Annotated in this window: 16 protein-coding genes; 2 read left to right on the top strand and 14 right to left on the bottom strand. The window is 40.4% G+C overall.

All coding sequences use genetic code 11. The features are described from left to right. Window positions 1–6: 6 nt before the first annotated feature. Window positions 7–918, bottom strand: a complete 912-nt coding sequence (gene yqiS, locus ACZ5OK_RS10825; RefSeq protein WP_343836829.1) for a phosphate butyryltransferase — start codon at window positions 916–918, stop codon at window positions 7–9. A gap of 122 nt (window positions 919–1,040) precedes the next feature. Beyond that, window positions 1,041–3,122: a sigma 54-interacting transcriptional regulator gene (locus tag ACZ5OK_RS10830; RefSeq protein ID WP_343836831.1), complete on the bottom strand. Its 2,082-nt coding sequence runs from the start codon at window positions 3,120–3,122 to the stop codon at window positions 1,041–1,043. 258 nt (window positions 3,123–3,380) lie between these two features. On the opposite strand from ACZ5OK_RS10830, the gene ACZ5OK_RS10835 reads away from it, so the two are divergent. Continuing rightward, window positions 3,381–3,608, top strand: a complete 228-nt coding sequence (locus ACZ5OK_RS10835) for a DUF2627 domain-containing protein (RefSeq protein WP_343836833.1) — start codon at window positions 3,381–3,383, stop codon at window positions 3,606–3,608. A 798-nt stretch (window positions 3,609–4,406) separates the two neighbouring features. On the opposite strand, the gene ACZ5OK_RS10840 is transcribed toward ACZ5OK_RS10835, so the two are convergent. From ACZ5OK_RS10840 to ACZ5OK_RS10865, 6 genes are all read right to left on the bottom strand, one after another. Next, on the bottom strand, window positions 4,407–5,759 hold the full coding sequence (locus tag ACZ5OK_RS10840) for an aspartate kinase (RefSeq protein WP_343836835.1): 1,353 nt from the start codon (window positions 5,757–5,759) through the stop codon (window positions 4,407–4,409). Window positions 5,760–6,027: 268 nt separating this feature from the next. Beyond that, window positions 6,028–6,762 carry a CBS domain-containing protein gene (locus ACZ5OK_RS10845; RefSeq protein WP_343836837.1) on the bottom strand — a complete coding sequence of 245 codons (735 nt, stop codon included), beginning with the start codon at window positions 6,760–6,762 and terminating at the stop codon, window positions 6,028–6,030. A gap of 123 nt (window positions 6,763–6,885) precedes the next feature. Continuing rightward, on the bottom strand, window positions 6,886–8,592 hold the full coding sequence (locus tag ACZ5OK_RS10850; RefSeq protein ID WP_343836839.1) for a putative sodium/potassium/calcium exchanger: 1,707 nt from the start codon (window positions 8,590–8,592) through the stop codon (window positions 6,886–6,888). Between the two features lie 57 nt (window positions 8,593–8,649). Continuing rightward, entirely contained in the window at window positions 8,650–9,159 is a 510-nt protein-coding gene (locus ACZ5OK_RS10855) for a DUF6114 domain-containing protein (protein WP_343836841.1), read from the bottom strand. Window positions 9,160–9,189: 30 nt separating this feature from the next. Next, the gene (locus tag ACZ5OK_RS10860; RefSeq protein WP_343836844.1) at window positions 9,190–9,774 is read right to left on the bottom strand and encodes a DUF6230 family protein; all 585 of its coding nucleotides are present in this window, start codon (window positions 9,772–9,774) and stop codon (window positions 9,190–9,192) included. Window positions 9,775–9,952: 178 nt separating this feature from the next. Next, window positions 9,953–10,567, bottom strand: a complete 615-nt coding sequence (locus tag ACZ5OK_RS10865) for a DUF6230 family protein (RefSeq protein WP_343836845.1) — start codon at window positions 10,565–10,567, stop codon at window positions 9,953–9,955. Between the two features lie 507 nt (window positions 10,568–11,074). On the opposite strand from ACZ5OK_RS10865, the gene ACZ5OK_RS10870 reads away from it, so the two are divergent. Next, window positions 11,075–12,562, top strand: a complete 1,488-nt coding sequence (locus ACZ5OK_RS10870) for a response regulator transcription factor (RefSeq protein ID WP_343836847.1) — start codon at window positions 11,075–11,077, stop codon at window positions 12,560–12,562. 94 nt (window positions 12,563–12,656) lie between these two features. Here ACZ5OK_RS10870 and ACZ5OK_RS10875 read toward each other — a convergent pair whose 3' ends face one another. The 6 genes from ACZ5OK_RS10875 to ACZ5OK_RS10900 form a co-directional block, all read right to left on the bottom strand. Next, window positions 12,657–14,501 carry an AMP-dependent synthetase/ligase gene (locus tag ACZ5OK_RS10875; protein ID WP_343836849.1) on the bottom strand — a complete coding sequence of 615 codons (1,845 nt, stop codon included), beginning with the start codon at window positions 14,499–14,501 and terminating at the stop codon, window positions 12,657–12,659. 60 nt (window positions 14,502–14,561) lie between these two features. Then, window positions 14,562–15,479, bottom strand: a complete 918-nt coding sequence (locus tag ACZ5OK_RS10880; protein WP_343836851.1) for a R2-like ligand-binding oxidase — start codon at window positions 15,477–15,479, stop codon at window positions 14,562–14,564. A gap of 17 nt (window positions 15,480–15,496) precedes the next feature. Next, entirely contained in the window at window positions 15,497–15,850 is a 354-nt protein-coding gene (locus tag ACZ5OK_RS10885; RefSeq protein WP_343836852.1) for an SCP2 sterol-binding domain-containing protein, read from the bottom strand. A 34-nt stretch (window positions 15,851–15,884) separates the two neighbouring features. Beyond that, complete coding sequence (locus ACZ5OK_RS10890; RefSeq protein WP_343836855.1) at window positions 15,885–17,027, bottom strand: thiolase family protein; 1,143 nt, start codon at window positions 17,025–17,027, stop codon at window positions 15,885–15,887. 26 nt (window positions 17,028–17,053) lie between these two features. After that, a complete protein-coding gene (locus ACZ5OK_RS10895) occupies window positions 17,054–17,896 on the bottom strand; it encodes an SDR family NAD(P)-dependent oxidoreductase (protein ID WP_343836857.1) in 843 nt (280 codons plus the stop codon). An 84-nt stretch (window positions 17,897–17,980) separates the two neighbouring features. Then, window positions 17,981–18,769: an enoyl-CoA hydratase/isomerase family protein gene (locus tag ACZ5OK_RS10900; protein ID WP_343836859.1), complete on the bottom strand. Its 789-nt coding sequence runs from the start codon at window positions 18,767–18,769 to the stop codon at window positions 17,981–17,983. Window positions 18,770–18,790: the final 21 nt, after the last annotated feature.

The raw sequence follows: 18,790 nt of genomic DNA on the forward strand, positions 1-18,790 counted from the left end.
CCCCTCTTATTTGTTGTGATCGGCTGTTAATAGCCCCAGTATGATTGAATAGAGCTTACTTTCATGTGTATCTGAACGGGAGGTAAGCACGATTGGTGCAGCGGCTCCACTGATCACAGATGCAACCTTTGCTCCTGCAAAATAAATAAATGACTTATATAAAGCATTCCCTGTTTCTAATTCAGGTACCACCAGTATGTCTGCCTGACCTGCAACCTCAGACTTAATACCTTTTTCATGAACGGATTCCATAGAGAATGCATTATCAAACGCCAGAGGTCCATCCACGATACAATCCTTTATTTGCCCTCTTTTTTGCATTTGTGATAAGGCAGCTGCATCTACAGTTGCCGGCATAGAAGGGTTCACAACCTCCACTGCCGCAAGAGCTGCTACCTTAGGTGTGTTCTGATCGACTTTTCGGTAAACATCAACGGCATTTTGAATGATTTCAGCTTTCGTTTTTAAATCAGGTGTAAGATTCATAGCTGCATCTGTCAGATAAATCAATCGATTCTGTTCAGGTATTTCAAAAACAGCTACATGGCTCAATACACGTGAAGTTCTTAAACCATGTTCCTTGTTCAATACCTGTTTTAAGAGCTGTTTTGTCGAAAGGTTACCTTTCATTAAAACGTCTGCTTTTTTGTGATGAACATCCTGAACTGCACGTTGAGCGGCTTCCCCAAAATTTTCTGTATGGAAGACTTCAATGTTGTCTTGATTTAAATCCAGACCAACCTCTTCAGCATAGGCTCGAATATGTCCAATATCGCCAAATAATCTAAATCCAGCAACCTTCATTTCAAGTGTATGCTTGACAGCCTTTAGTACTTCCGGATCTGCTGCTTGTGCTAAAGCAATGGTTCTTTCTGCTTTATCCCGGGTTAATTTTTCATGCAACGCTGTTAATTTCATGTTCCTCACCTCTGTATCTATCGCGAAACAGCCTCCATTATAAATACATGCAAAAGCCATGCCAACCCTTTTTTATGAAAACGCTTCATTTTATGTGGAAAACTGTCTGCAACTTTTTGCATTCATGAATGATTTTGCATGTTACTTTTGTCAATATTATGCTTGTCCAGCTTGTAATAAAGATTTCGAATAGAGATTCCCAATCGCCTTGCAGTTTTTGTTTTATTATATTGATTTTCTTCCAGCACCCTAATTAAAACCTGTTTTTCATATTCGTTCAGCGCATCCTGAAGAGTCATGTTCTTAAGGTTAGGAGCAGGAAGCTTTTCCTCGGTCGATTCAGACTTTATCTGACTTGTAAATTTGGGAATGTGTTCTGCTATAATTTCATCTTCTGTATGATTCATATAAATCATGGCACGACCAATAATATTCTCTAACTCTCGAACATTTCCCGGAAAATGATAATTGGTTAAACTCTGAATGGCCTCCTGACTAATAGCTTTCACCTGACGTCCATAATCCTGATTTAATTTCTGAATAAGGTGATGAATCAGTGCCGGTAAATCATCCAGGCGTTCTCTTAGGGGCGGGATATAAATCGGTAATCGGTTTAAACGATAATACAAATCCTCACGAAATTCTCCCTGCATAATCGCTTTTTCCAGATTTACATTTGTCGCAGCAATAATCCTTGTGTCAATCGTTACTGGATTCGTACCCCCTACCCGAACAATTTCTCCCTCCTGTAACACACGCAAAAGCTTGGCCTGTGTGTTGAGAGACAACTCACCAATTTCATCCAGGAATATGCTGCCATTGTGTGCTTCTTCAAATAAACCTCGTTTCCCATTTTGCTTCGCTCCAGAGAATGCGCCTGCTTCATAACCAAATAGTTCACTCTCCAATAATGATTCTGCAATAGCTGCACAATTCACACGAATAAATTTGTTATGTCTGCGTGTACTCTCATTATGAATGGCATGCGCAAACAGCTCTTTCCCTGTGCCTGATTCTCCTCTTAACAAAACTGTCGCAGGTGTTTTGGCACCAACTTTGGCCTGCTCCAAAGCTATATTCATTTCTGTAGATTCTGCGATAATATCATCAAAAGTATATTTAGCTTCAAGGTTTCGGATAATTTGTCTGGCACGTTTTAATTCAGAGGTGAGAGATTGTATTTCAGACACGTCATGAATGACACCTACACTTCCTTTAAGCTTGCCGTCAACAATCATAGGAGCAACATTCACAATGACATCTTTATTTGCAGGCCCTACTTTTAAATGAACACCTCTTACTGGTCTACGTGTTTTCAGGACCTTTAAATGCATACTCTCGCCTTCTGAAATATCCGCTGTAGCCGGTTTTCCTATAACATCCTTTTCCGTCAGTCCGGTAATACGTGTATAGGCCGGGTTAATCATGAGTCCATTACCCTTTTCATCCACAACTGTAATGGCTTCTTCTGAGGACTGAATAATCGCCTCGAGCATCGTCTTTATTTCCTTTAAATCTGTAATTTCCTCTGCCAGATTAACAACCTCAGTAATGTCTTTGAAAACGGCAAATGCACCTTCAGCTTTATTTGCTGAATTAATAATAGGAATCCTTGTCGTAATAACCTTTTTTCCATTATGTAATTGAAGTTTCTGATTGACCTCTTTTCTCCCTACTTTAAACACATGCGGCAGTCGAGTAGAGGGAATAATTTCTTCAATCGGCTTGTGAAGCATCTCAGCCCTTTTAAATCCAAGAATTCGTTCTGCACTTTTATTAACAAAACTTACCTGGTAATGCTGATCCATAACAATCATCCCGTCATGAATCGCATCCAAAATAAAATCACGGGTTTTCGTATGACTTTTCAACTCACTTACCAACGCTTCTTTTTCATCTACCAGTTTAGATGTCACATAAGCAACCGCCCCGGGAACCACAACCATTTCAGGCGGCTTTTGGGCTAGAATATCCTCATAGACCTTCTGATTTCCTGTTGCCTCGATAATGATATCAATATCCTTTTGAAGCCAAACACGATAATCATTACCGGTCTTAATATGATTATCCTTTGCCAGTTTCAATCCTGGTGCATCCGGGTGAATATCAACAATACCTGCCACTTTTAGCACATCGGAGTCAGCCAGAATTTTCAAAATAGCTGAACCTCCTTTTCCAGCACCAACAATCAGTACATTATTCACCTAAGCACCTCCCTGCTTTCGCAAAAAATTGCATATAATTATCATATAGTAAAACAGAAACCTATGCAATATGATTCATGGGTTCCTAAAGGTTAAAGAACGTTGAGCGAGCATTTTTAGATAAAGTGAAACTTCCATCAATGGGGGGATTACGGCCAGTTACTTCGTGATAAATAAAATTAATTTTAATAACTTTTTCTTTAATGAATCTCGCTTTGATATAATTAAGGAGAAGAGATAAAAAAGGGGAGTACAATTATGTCGCGAATTATCGCCTTACTCACACTTTTTATACCTGGGATTTTTGCTGTTATAGGAATAAAGCTCATGAGGGACGCCTTATTTAATATCGTCCATCCTATTTTCTTTCATTTGTTTATACAGTTTTTTGCCGGACTGATTATATTTTTATTAGGCTTGGCCTTCATCGGCGGCTTTATGGTCCACCGGGATCGAAAACGGAACAAAATCCAGCGTAAAAAGTAAAATACAAGGATTTTTGTGTGTATAAATACAATTTCCTAAGTTTTCTATGAGATTGTTCGTTTATTACTATTTAAATATGGGGATTATACACATCACCAATAACAGAACTATATGAAGTGATTGTTGTTTTTTAAACTGTCATTTTTGATAGATCATGCGCCACAGATAAAATCCTTTAAATAATGCTTAATTGTTCTGATCCAAGATGAGTGTATGCATACGTTTCGGAAGAACACTTCGCTTTCCATGGGCCCGGCCTCAGCCTCCTTGGAAGCAAAACCGCTTCCTGCGGGGGTCTTCTCCACGTCCTGTTCCCACGACGAACAGGACGTTCTAGTGTCGGTGTTGGCACAGGACGTGTTTAACCGACCAGGAGTCTACATGTTCTGCCTCCACTAAATGGGTTCTTCTGATTGTAAGTATATTGAAATCTGGTCATACCTATATATTATCCAATGTAGAAACGATTGAATCGCTGTTTTAGCGGTGGGAATATGCGTAGACTCCTGTGGGAGGAAGGCATAGGTGAGACCCCGCAGTGCGATAGCACGAGGAGGCTCACCAGCCGCCCACGGCAAAGAAGACACTATGAAAAACGACCTTAGGGAGTTTGAATAGATATCGCACTTGTGCCCTTGGGTGAAAGCGAAGTATATTCCCGTAGCGACGAGATAGCACTCATCCTTAAGATCTGAATTTATTGCACATCATATATCTTTTATTGAAAACAACAATCCTTTAGAAAACAGCCATCAAAAAAGACAAGACAATTCTATGCCTTGTCTTTTCAAATTTGCTTTACTTTTCAAAGAATACTTGATAAAGAGACTGGACGGATTCTTCAAGTCTTTCCTCTTTAATTCCAAACATAACCGAAACTTCGGAGGAACCCTGGTTGATCATTTCAATATTTACACCAGCATTAGCAAACGCCTGTGTGGATTGACTGGCCACACCGTAAGTACTATTCATTCCTTCACCGACCAGCATAATCATAGCTAAATCCCGCTCAACGGTTACCATATCAACTTCTAATTCTTCCTGTATACGTTTCATAACCTTTTCTTCTTTGGCCTTTGGGAAGTTCTCTTCTCGTATGATAACGGACATGTCATCAATACCGGACGGTGCGTGTTCAAAAGAAATACCTTCATCAACCAGGATTTGCAGCAAATTCTTACCAAAGCCGATCTCCCGGTTCATTAAATATTTACTTACATAGAGACTGAGGAAGCCTCGATCACTCGCTATCCCAACTACTGTGCCAGATGACGGTTCTGTACGTTCAGATACAATCATTGTACCTTCTTTGTCAGGATTATGGGTGTTCTTAATGCACACCGGAATTTTTGCTTTAAAAGCTGGAATTAGAGCCTCATCCTGAAAAACGGAAAATCCGGCATAGGAAAGCTCTCTCATCTCTTTGTAAGTTAATTCTGAGATTTCTTTAGGATTTTCCACAATATTAGGGTTTACACAGTAAACGGAATCCACATCGGTAAAGTTTTCGTATAAATCAGCCTTTACCCCGGCAGCGATAATGGCCCCCGTAATATCGGATCCGCCCCGCGGGAATGTCATTAGTTTCTGGTCCTTCGTAAAACCAAAAAATCCCGGAATAATCATAATTCCCTTATGTTCTCTTAATCTATAAATCTTCTCATAGCTTTCATCTAAAACTTGCGCATTTCCAGGCTCATCACTCACAATAATGCCGGCATCCCGAGGGTTAATATATGTAGCTTCCTCTCCAAGTGATTGTAGATAGGCACTCAAAATCTTTGCTAAAGAATCCTCTCCCATAGCCTTTAAAGAATCCAGCCGGTGATCTTTTATAGACGGATTCATTAATACCTGATCAATCGATTCACTAATATCATCTACTATTGCAGAGGACAGGGACAGGTTATGAATCATCGTCTGAAACCGTTCCACAATTTTTGCTTTTATGGTATCGACAGATTCATTTGCTGCGTGCTTTTCTCCCAGTTCGACTAATAAATCGGTTACTTTAATATCGGAATCATTGCGTTTACCTGGTGCAGATACGATGATAAATTTCCGATCTTTATCATCCAAAATAATTTGAGCCACTTTCTGGATCATGGAAGCATCTGCTACAGAGCTTCCGCCAAACTTTGCTACTTTCATCATTTCACCACTCTACACATTTTTTTAGGTTACTGAATTTATATATTAATATATTCTAACATGTATGCCCGTAAATTTTAATGAATTTTTTTACATTATAAACAGTTATTAAGGATTCTGCCGAAATTTTGCAAATGCCTGCCAAAATCATACTTATTTGGCTTTAATTATAGTTGTTACCTTCATATATCGAATAATGAATGTACATGCGTTTTATTCCGTTGCGGGAAATTATTATAGATTTTTGGATCCATCCCCTTTCGAATCATTAGGAATTCGATAATAACGATATGGTTGAATGCTCAATCTTAACTAAGTCCCAGGCTGAGATAATACCGAGAGGAGAGGAATCCTGATTACCGTCTTCTGAAATTAATATAGCCTCAAGCTTTTGTCGTTTTTCATAATGCATTTGAAAAGCATCCTCAACATCGTAAACAGTTTGCTCCCGGCTTAGACAGGCAACATTTCTTCGTTTCTCAACCTGTAAAATGTCCTTGGCGGTTACCTGATCCAGATTCACACAATCATTTTGAATCGTTCGTGATACCCATTTCGCAATTCCCCCTTCTGTTAACAATCCTTTAAAATGACCTTGCTCATAAATAGGGAATTGAGAGTATCCATACTTTTCAATCGCAGCCAGGATCTTTTTAATTGAAGTTTCCGCTTTAAAAAACTCAACCGGCTTTGATGCTATGTCCATCGCTTTAGGTGGGTTTTGCAGTATATCACTGATCCTTTCAATATCACCTACTACGTCCTCATGCGGCTCTGCTATATAAAAGTCTTTGTCAATCCGTTCATGTACAATGGCATTTCTCAATTTTGCATACTGTTTTAGTTTATAATAATTCGAATACAGCACACCATATTTTTCACGATTTTCCTGTAACAAATCTACAAATCGATCGGTTTTCATATCCTTGGAACGCTCTTTTAATATCGAATGGATCTGGTTAAATGCGATCTCAAATCTTTCCACATGATTTTCTGATTGCATAGGCTCCACCTTTGTCACTTAGATAAATTTCTTTTTCCTCTTATTTTGCTCCGTTAACGAATAACTATCCAAAAAAAGAAACCGTTCCTTACATTAAGAAGGAACGATTTCTCCTGAATATGTTTACCGCCGCCACGGAAAGAGAATATCAATCAGACCGTCTAACAAATCGCCGCTATCCTCTTCCTGTGACTCTTCCTCATTACCGGAATCGTCTGAGGAATTATCTTCATTTGGTTCTTCACTATTGGAATCCTCTTGTGAATTGTCATTTGTACCTTCGTTATTAGATCCATCTTCCTGACCACCATCTGTGTTATCGTTGTTATTTGTATCTTCATTACTGGAATCTTCCTGGTTGTTGTCTGTATCATCTTTTTGACTGGATTCATCATTTCCGTCGTTATTTGATCCGTCTGAAGGCGCGGAATCCTGATTCCCTTTTTCAGACTCGTCTGGTGGATCCGTATTTTCTTCCTTTGAATTGTTATCTGTTTGATCATTTTTCTGTCCGTCTTCTTCTTTAGAATTTTCCTCTTTTTCTTTCTTGGCAAGACCAAGTTTTTTGATTAATTGCTCCAACGATTTTATGGTATCATCCATTTGCCGTGAGAGCTCTTCCTTCGTCTCCTTTAATCCCAGTTCTTCTACTGCTGCCGTTACCTTTTCTAACCGTTCTTCAACTGGTTTGATATCTTCTTCAAGGGTATTCCACTCTTCAGTTAAATTCTCAATATCAGGTTTTTCATCCGTTGTTGAAGCTTCTTCGGATGATGGGTCCTGCCCCTCATTTTTCTGCTCACTATTCTGCTTCTGTTCTTCATCATTCTCAATTTGTTCATCATTTGCTTCACTCATTTTTTGCTGTAATTCCTGGTAAACTTTTGATTGTTCCTTTAATTCATTTTCTTTATTTGGATCTTGTTCTTCCAGTTTTGCCAGTGCTTCTTTATTCTGACTAATGCTTTCTTTTAATTCTTCCAAGTTGGATGAAGCCTTTTCAATATTATTAAATAACTTTGAAGTCGTATTATCAAAGGATGTATATTCACTGTTTAGTGTTTCTAATTTGTTCTTTAAATCTAAATCAAGATCCAATAAATCATCAACAGAATCCAGACCATCGACAGACTGTATAATCTGCTTAATGGACTCAATCTGATTTCCCTGATTAATTTGATCCAAAAGCTTTTCTGCTTCACCCGTCAGATCTTTTATTGTACTAAATTCCTGCAGATTTTCCTGCAGTTTCTCATTTAATTCCTCCAGAGATGACGGAGGTTCCTCTTCAATTCCCTCGAGCATTTTCTTAGCCTCTTCTGTGGTCATAGAAGGGGTTTCGGGAATACTCCCACATTCGTTCCCATAACAAGTCTTAACCGTTGCATTTGGCAGAGTAATATCATCAACGGTCTGGTAAGGTACGGTCATGGAGACATCTTCCAGACAAAGTCCTCCCACTTTACTGGGAACGCATAAACCACCTAAGTGAGGCGGAAGTCCATCAATCGTTTCTGTTTCAAGATTTTTAACATGGACAGGACCTTCCGATTCAATCTTTATTACTATAGGCGTCTCGGCATTGTTAAGCACTTTGGTCATCGTCAGACCATGAATTTCTGCCTCAAAAATTTTAACTTTACCCATAAGTGCGCCTATCAGCTCAAGATATCCATCCACCTTTTCAGATTCAATCACAAAGCCTCCGCTATGATTGTCTTCAGAAGCAGCTGCAGGCTGAGGATTAAAATACGGAAAGGATATAGCAAAAATAATGACCACCATCAGACTAATATGAAACAGTTTTTTCACGTTTCGCCTGTATTTCATGTGAATTCTCCTCGAAATTAATCACTAATCATCTTCTTTTTCATTCTCCTTCCCAATCTAGGCTTGTAAGGACTGGTTGTTTTCAACAGGTCTTTGATGTTTTGGACGTCTTTTCACACGTTTGTTCTCAGAAGGTGTATCAATCGAGACTTCTTCCTGCTGCCACGCTATACATAAAGCACCGCCAACGATGCCAATGATGGTACCAATAATGAAACCGCCTAAAGCTCCCATAATTGAAAGTACGGATAAGAATATCGTCATCACGCCAAAGAGGGTGGAAAGCTTAGGGTAAAAGTAGGCACAACCGCCAACGATAAGGATCAGACCACCAAACAGGAATCCGACAAACACCAGACTGCCAGGAACAAAGGCAATAGCATATAATTGAAGTGGAATATATAAAATCATTAATCCTGCCAGCAATGTTAGTGTAGCCCCCCAAAACGGGCGGTCATTTCGCCATTTTTTAAACTTTCCTCCTCCCTCGAGACTCTCATATTTCTTTTGCAATTTCGCCTGCTTCTTTTCCAGTTTTTTTGCTGCTCTGCTTTCTTTATTTCCCATTCATCATCCTCCTTCCAATATGAGAAGCTATTATTCTATCGTTTCAGGTCCATCAATCATTTCCATTGAAATTTCAGCTCCATCCAGACTTACCATTGACTGGAACAAGTAACTCGTCGCAATCTTTGCATTTTCAATCGTTACTTTAGTTGCATTTTGTGTCCAGTTTTTAGAAATGTCATCAGAATTTTGCTCCTTTATTGCCATCTCCTCAAAGCTCAGGTTTGCATCGATGAATCTCGCATCCTGAATGAGTCCTTTGATTGATGCACTTGGAGCTTCAATATGAACACGTACCCAATTCCCTGTAGGCAGTTTCAAGTCCTTATAAATGTGTAAGTTTGTAATATTTGCTACGGACATTTTATTTCGTACCATTGGCGCAGAGTCCGAATCCCCTGTTTCACCTGTTTTTGGTATAAACTCAAAATCCTCCCCATGTAATTCATCGAACTCAACAAAGAACTCTCCCATTCCACCAAGAGGCATAGCAAAAGCTGTACCTGAAAGTCCAAAGACACCAATAATTCCTCCTAATGAAAGGAAACCTGTCAAAAAGGCAATGAAGAATTTCTTTTTCATCGTGTTTCCGACTCTTACACTTGAATCTTTCATTCCATTCACCTCATTTAAATTTTATAAATACAGTAAATTCTGAAAATTATTATTGTAACCACACCAACTTAAGTCCAGGCAGTCCAGTATGTCCCAGAAAAAATCAGTTGTTTTTCACCCCTCCCATTTCCTTATTAATTTGAGCCTTTACATTCGTTGTATTTCTAAATATGCTGGGTCAGGAAGCTGATGGCTCTTTTGCTTGAGACTCGCTAAGCATTTCGATGGAAAATTCTGCACCATTTAACGTAACCATATTCTGAAATAAATAATCTGTAACCATTTCCCCATTCGTTATCGTTACGGTTTGTTCATTTTGTATCCAGTTGGTTAGTACATCCGTATCCTCAGAGGATTGATTCATTGCCATTCCATCCAATTGCAAATTTGCTTCAATAAAGCGAGCATCCTGAATTAAACCTTCAATCTCGGTTGGCTGGTTGGCATGGATGTTCACTCTAATCCATTCCCCTGTCGGAAGTTTAAAATCCTTATATAAATGCAAACCATAGATTGTAACCGATTGGAAGCTGCTCCTTATTAAAGTATCATCTGATGTATCATCTGTTGAATCATCTGATCTCCCAAAGCGGGGACTCATGGAAAAACCCTTACCTTCGAGCTTATCAAAGGTCACGTAAAAATCCCCAATGCCTCCAATAGGTAAAACAAACATGGTACTTGTAAAACCAAAAGATCCAATGAATGTACCAAGAAGCATAAATCCAATAAGTAGTGAAATCAGGAACTTTTTCTTAATGATGAAACCAATTCTGTTTATCCTCTCATCCATGTAAAGGGAAATCCCCCTTCTCAGCCTGCCAACTTTTCAGAAAATTCCTATAATTGTTGGCTTACTTTATTGTAATCCAGAAGTACTCGTTTGCAAATCCTAGAATTATAGGTTTATTTCCTCTTTGTAAGCACTTTCAAAAATGCAGGACCTTATCTGCCTTATACCCTGCACTTAACTACAGACTAAAGGAAAAATACGATGTTACCAATTCCTATAAATATAGGAAAATGTTTTTTGTTCACCAATCATCCCTACATTTGTACCTCGGGTAAATGTTAACAATCAATATTCAGCTTAATTTTAACAAATTTTCATTTAATTCACAATTTTTGCATATCAATATTACAAAAGAAGGAATTCTTGCTTTCGCGTCGAAATTCATCACATATGGTCTTATATGTTTATTTTAATTAAAGACAAGCAAATGAAGATTTATATTTTATCCGATATTTCTAATCTTCTATTGAAAGGGAAGAAGGTATGATGAAAACCTTTAACAGTAAAATGAATCATGTTTATTCAAAGGGGCTTCAGCTTGTAAAAAAGCATGAAACTGCAATTAAAGATGAATGGGAAGAACTTTTACTGCACCTGAAAAAGGTTGGAAAAAAGTCATACAAGAGTGTAGAAGATACTACCCATTTCCTTTCAACTTATTTATTTCAAGTTAATGATGATGATGTCCTGACCAGACGTTCAACGAATAGAGAGAATACGCAAATCATTGAATCTGTTTCGTCCAATCAGTATATCCTAACATTACTGGAAAACGGAATTCATAAAGCGATTCAATCCGGGCAGGAATATACTTATCAGGATCATCAGGCTGTAAAATATTTATTTTCCAAGATTAGCGAGCGGATACGTACCCAGCCGTACCAGGAACACTTTACCATTGAGCACTTTCTTCAGCAGATTGTCTCTTCTAAGCAGATTCCTATAAAGTGGGCAGCAATGGTAACGTTTAAAAACCAGAAGTATACAGTGGAAAAATCGTTTCATCAAAATAAGGATTGGTTCCATGACCATTTAGACATAAAAGCAGATTCCATCTATGAACTATCAGAATTATTGCTTCAGCAGATGGATGAATCAATGAATCAGAATGTTCTTCCGATTCCCTATGAAAATGGAACTCTATTAATATGCACCCGGGATCAGAAAGCATCCGATATTATCCCGCTTATTACCTATTCATTACAGGTTTTTAAAAAGGGACAGAATTCGTTTCAAGAATCACAGCAAATGGATCAATGGAAGGATTCTGTCATTTTGTTTAATGAGGCCATTATGCGTGCACAAACCTTTGATGAGGCAGTAGAAAACATTACAGCAGGGTTTGTTGAATATTTACCGTTTGAAAGGTGTGCCTTATTCTCGTATTCCTATAATGAGCAAATGGGATTTGGACTTTATGGGCATCACCTGGATAACAAAGCCATCCAGAATATTAATGAGGATATCGAAAACCTTCCAATTATCCAGGATAACCTTCAATTCCTTCAGATGTTCGGACAAAATATGAACTATTTGCAGCCGTTTTATATAAAGGACGCATCCTTAGGTTTTCCAGAGCGGTATGTAAAGCAATTTGAATTAAAAACCGTAGTTGTAGCACCCATCTTCACGTCAACAACGAGTAAGCTGTTAGGAGCAGCAATATTGGATCAGGGACCAGACAAAACCTTTAAGATCAATGAAGACACGTTCTCGGCATTGATAAAATTCGGACAGAGTGCGGGCGAAATGTTAAGTAAATTTTACAATGATCAAATCGAACCGTATAAAGGGGAACGGGTTAACTTCTCCCCTCGAGAGGTGGAAGTATTAAAATTAATGGCAGAAGGTGCTTCGACCAGTGAAGCAGCAACCACACTTAATTTAAGTGAATACACCGTAAGAGATTATGTTTCTGCCATAATGCAGAAAATGAATGCCCGAAACAGAACAGAAGCCGTAGCCAGAGCTCTGCGGGAAGGAATGATCAAATAGTTCCGAGGCCATAAAAGGTCCATTCATTCATCGAATGGACCTTCTTTACTTCGGATAATCCGAATATAACTTGAAAAGAATACAATTATCCTAATTATTTTTCAGCCGTTGCCACCGCTTCATTCCGACTGGCCTCAGCCTCCTGGTAGGCTCGCTCAATGATGTCACTATATTTCTTTTCTATTACTTTAACCCTGGTAGACAGCTTTGGTGTAAGCTCTCCCGTATCAACCGACCATACATCCCCTATGACCACAACCTTCTTTGGCTGTTCAAAATTGGCAAAGGATGATGTTAAACGCCGGACTTCCTTCTCCATCAGCTCCTGTACCTTTGGATGCTTACTAAGCTCTTTTAAGGATTTTGCCTGAATTCCCTGTTCCTCTGCCCAGGGCTCCAAGGTCTCAAAATCCGGATTGATAAGGGTAATAATAAATTTCCGCTGGTCCCCAAGTATAACGGATTGTTCAATATAGGCACTCTCATTGATTGAGCTCTCCATAGGCTGTGGTGCAACGTTTTTACCTGTAGATAATACAAGAATACGTTTTTTACGGTCGATGATTTTTAAATAATCCTCCTCATCCAGTTCACCTATATCACCGGTTCGGAACCAATCTCCATAAAAAGCCTCTTTTGTAGCTTCCGGGTTGTTATAATAACCTTTCATAACACTGGGGCCTCTAACCAATACTTCTCCGTCGTCTGCAATTTTCACTTCTAAGTTAGGCAGGACCTTACCAACCGTACCCGCTTTTGCTCTTAGCATCGGATTCGTTGTTACTACCGGTGTTGTTTCTGTTAATCCGTAGCCCTCCAGAATGGGCAAATCCAGTGCCCAGAAGAATCTGGCAATTTCCGGATTTAACGTTCCGCCACCGGAGACCATACCTCGCAGTCTGCCTCCAAGCTTTTCTTTAACCTTCTGATAAACAAGGCGATCGGCCCGCTTCCATTTTTTCATGAAATCATCCGGCATCGCTTCCTGCATGATAATATCCTGAACTGGAGTTTTCAAATAACGTTCATAGCGTTCCAAACCCACCCCTACAGCCCAATTAAACACCTTTTTCTTAATAGGGGAACCGCTTTCAATTTCATCGATGACCTTTGTATAAACCTTTTCAAACAAACGGGGAACACTTGTTAATACAGTTGGACGTACTTCCTGAAGATTTTCCTGGATGGTATCAATATTTTCTGCATAAGCAACGGTTGTACCGACCGCAAACTGCATATAGTGGCCAGCCATCCGTTCAAAGACGTGGGATAATGGGAGATAGGATAATTGTACATCCTCTGGTAAAAGTTCAATCAGCCAGAATTGAATCGCTTCAATATTCGCCAGAAAATTTCCATGGGTAAGCATAACTCCCTTAGGCTTACCTGTTGTACCGGAAGTATGGATGATTGTAGCCAGGTGATCCCTGTCGATTTGCTTCCATTCATCCTCCCAATACGGGAGCATATGCTGCTGTCCACTGGCCTCAAGATCAGCAAATGACAGCACCCGGTCCTGCAGGATATCTCCACGACTTGGATAAATAATAATGCTGTACTCAATTAAATCACTATGGACAACCTTCTGCAGCTGTTCATCGTCCTCCACTACAGCTACACGAACATCAGCGTTATTCAAAATAAATTCCACTTGTTCCGCCGGCAGAGTTGGATAGATTGGAACACTGATCGCACCTAAACTTGCTACAGCAAAATCTGTAATCCCCCAGGCCGGGTTGCTATTGGACAATATAGCGACTTTATCATTTGCCTTAATCCCAAGCCTGGCTAACCCTGAAGCGGTATCGCGAATCTCCTGCCAAAACTCATGATATGTCATACTGCGGTATTCGCCATCCTCTTTCCACATGATGGCATCTTTTTCCCCATACCGTTCCATGGTTTTCTTCAGCATTTCCACTAAATTATTTGGTTTCATAAGAAAACCTCCTGAATTTCTCCTAACCTAAATCCTCTTCCACAATCTGAATGAATCTCATCAGACTGGCTCTGCCTTGACCAGATGTTCATCCAGCTCTTGTGCATTATTAAAGTTCTTCACGCGATCAACCTGCTTTTTCCGTATGTCAAATTGGCGCTTTGCATACTTTCTCATCGCATCTGAGTCAAAATCCAGCGATGAATTGGTCCAATCCTGAGCCATTTGAACATCATATAACGATGTGAGATATTCGACAACTCCATATGCATCCGGCCACAATTCATCCATAAAATCATGAAACACTTTTAAATTTTCATCATTGCCGGCACATAACCGCTGAATCGTATAAATTCCAAATTGTAAATGGCGTCCCTCATCCTGATTGAGATTATCTATTCCTTGTAAAATCCCGGGCAGTAATCCTGCTTTTTTGAAGATTTCACGGAAGGAGTGGTATCCTGACTCTGCTAAGATGCCTTCAACAACCATATTGTAAACCGTTGCTGCACGAATAACGGCTTGAGGTGAGTCATCAACGTTCAGACGTTCCATAGATTCCGGGAGGGCTTCATAGAAAATTCGTTTGTAGCTGTCACTATGGAAAACGGACAGCTCCATCTCACCTACACCAATATAGCTTTGCCATCTGGAAAACATTTCGGTATGTTTGGCCTCATCAAACATAAATGTGGTTAAAAACATGGTATCCTCCAGTCGACCCTGTCTTGCCATGGCATATACCATAGGGAGGATATCCAGTGTAACGGCTTCCTCACCTGCAGAAAAGGAAGCAACAAGCGGCATAGATGTTATTTTTTCATCCTCTGTCATACTTTCAAAATCGACTTTGTCCTGACTGAAATCGATATCTGCCGGATTCCATTTCCCATTCTTTTTTGCTTTCTCATAAAGTCTGTACATAGGGGAATTCCAATTTAATTCCCCATCAACCGTTTGAAAGGATTCATGTGCCACAAAAAACGCCCCCTCTTTTAAAATTCAAACGAATTAAGTACCGTTTGCAGTTTCAGTGCCAGCCCCATATTTCCTTTAATCTTTAACTTTCCTCCCATAAATGCCGCCGTCGGGTTTAAGTTTCCAGCAACAAGCTCCCGAAAATGATCAGCTTTTAATCTAAGGGTAACTTGAGGATCCTGCTCTGCACCTTCTACTGCTCGCGGACCATTTTCATCAATAATCAGCTGATAGGTCCCCTCGTCTTCATCCTTAATATTAAATTGGTACACACCTTCTTTTCCTTTCGTTACCTCTGGATCTGTTTTGACTGCGGCATCGATAATCTGAAAAACCTCCTGCATGCTTGGTTTCACATAATTTTTAGGCATTCTGAATTCCTCCCTGAAATTTATTTAAAATAAATTATAAACGCTCAATGATGGTGGCCGTTGCCATACCAAACCCAATGCACATCACCTGAAGACCATATTTTCCACCTGAATCTTCAAGTGAGTGGAGTAACGTTGTAGCAATTCGGGCTCCACTTGCTCCCAAAGGATGACCGAGTGCAATTGCACCACCGCGCGGATTGACTTTGCTCATATCCGGTTTAAGTTCCCTTTCCCAAGCTTTCACAACAGAAGCAAAAGCCTCATTAATCTCAATAACATCCATCTGATCAATGGTTAAGGCGGCTTTCTTAAGTACTTTCTTCGTTGCAGGTATAACGCCGGTCAGCATTATAACAGGATCAACCCCAACGACAGCACGTGCAAGAACCCTGGCTCGCGGCTTCACGCCTAATTCCTCTGCTTTTTCCCGTGACATCAGTAAAACGCCTGAAGCTCCGTCACTTATCTGGCTGGAATTCCCCGCTGTTACAACGCCGTTATCCGGCTGGAAGGACGGTGTTAATTCCGCCAGCTTTTCCATCGACGTATCGGTCCGAATCCCCTCATCCCTGGCGAATGTTTCCGTTCCATTATCTGTTTTCACTTCTAATGAAAGTATTTCCCGTTCAAATTTTCCTTCCTCTGTTGCTTTAGCAGCTTTTTCATGACTGCGAAGCGAAAATTCATCCAGTTCTTCTCTCGGAATCTGCCATTGCTGGGCAATCATTTCAGCAGAAAAACCTTGAGGGACCACATTATACTGATTAATCAGATCATCGCTGAATGCTCCCATATCACTGCCCATGGGAACCCGTGACATATTTTCCACTCCACAGGCTATGGTTATATCCGTATCACCAGCCAATATGGATTGCGCGGCATTATGAATCGCCTGCTGACTGGATCCACACATTCGGTTCAGCGAAAAAGCTGGTACATCTACCGGAAAACCAGCAGCAAGCACCGCCATCCGGCCAATATTCCCTCCCTGTTCATCCGTCATCGTTACACAGCCTGTAACCACATCTTCAACATCTCCTGCATTCACACCATTGCGATTGACCAATTCTTTTAATACCGGAGTCAGCAAATCAACCGGATGGGTTTGGGATAATGATCCATTTTTTCTGCCCGCTGCTGTCCGGACAGCATCAATAATTACTGCTTCACGCATTGCAGAAACCTCCTTTCTGAAAAGTATTAAAAGGTAAACAGCTCAATACCTCCTGACACATTCAGACCTACTCCTGTAATATAGTTGGCTTTATCAGAAGCCAAAAACGTTATGGCATTCGCTATGTCTTCCGGTTCGCCTGGACGTTTAAAGGCCGTACGGGTAATCATCCGTTCATTCATTTTTGGATTCGCCATATGGAAAGCCTCTGTACCAATAATTCCCGGAACGATCGCATTTACGTTAATACCAAACCTTGCTCCCTCCAGAGCCATTGATTTTGTAAAGCTGAGAAGACCTCCTTTTGTGGCGGAATAGCTGGCCTGACCAAAGCCTCCTAAAGTACCGGCAACAGAGGACATGTTAATGACTTTGCCACCGCCCTGTTCTTTCATATATGGCCAAACCGTCTTCGTACAATTATATGCCCCGGTTAAGTTCACCCTTAAATCCCGCTCCCAGAAATCGTCATTCTGATCCTCAATCTGGGAAACATGGTCCAAAGTACCCGCATTATTAACTAAAATGTCAATACGGCCAAATTCTTCTTTAATCTTTTCAAATACTTCCTTTACCTGTTCTTTATCTGTAACGTCCATTTTGATGGCAAAAGATCTTCTACCCATCTCCTGAATTTCCTTTGCCGTTTTATCTGCATACATGACCTTAGTACTCTGCATTACCTGTGCAATTGGACCATATTTCTCAGCCTCCTGCTCGTTCTCTTCATCGGTTTCAATCAGGATATCTGTGATGACGACATCAGCTCCTGCTTCTGCGAGAGCAAGGGCATCTGCCCGCCCTAATCCGCGTGAAGCTCCTGTCACGACTGCTACTTTCCCTTTTAACAATTCATTCCATGATGACATGATTCCTCCACCTCTTCTTTCTCTATTTAATGTGATTTTTTGAGCCTAAGCGGTCGTCTGCGCTTCTGTGTCCATCTGCGGCTCCTAAACAAATTGTGGTTTTTCTTTTTGAAAAAATGCTGCAAGACCTATCCCTGGTTCTTCCGTTAAAAAGGTATCGGCGAAAGCTTTTGCTTCGACCTCCAAGCCTTTTTCAACCGGTCCATCTGCAGCGTTCATGGCCCGCTTAGCAAGCCCCATTGCATGGATAGCACCTTCTGCAAGTGTTTCTGCAAAGGCTTGTGTTTGATCTTCCAGCTTTTCCGGATCCACCGCACGAGTAACAAGGCCAACCTTCTCGGCTTCCTTTGCTTCTAATTGTTTCGCAGTAAAAATTAACTCGGTCGCCTTGGCCCGGCCCAGGAGCTGAACCATTCGCTGAGTTCCCCCGGCTCCAGGAATAATTCCCAAAGAAACCTCTGTTAAACCAATTCTCCCTTTCCCCATCATTCGAAAATCACAGGCCATGGCCAGTTCACAGCCACCTCCCAATGCATGACCATTAATGGCTGCAATCACGGGTTTTGGCATGGAAGCAAAACGATGAAAGCAAGCCTGCATACGTGCACTTTGCTTTTTTATCGCATTTTCCTCTTCAGCAAAATCACCACTATTTTGAATCATTCCTTTTAGATCTGCTCCAGCCAAAAAGATTTTTTCATGGCGGGAGGTAAGGACGACCACTCGAACCGACTCATCGTTTGTTAACTCTTCCACCGCTGCATCAAGATCCTGCATTAACTCCTCACCTATTGCATTTACTGGGGGATTGTCTATGGTTACCCATGTCACCCCTTTATCCCGTTTTTCGATTTCAATGGTTTGATAGGACACATAATTCCTCCTTAACTACTT

It is taken from the genome of Salinibacillus aidingensis (assembly GCF_055393355.1).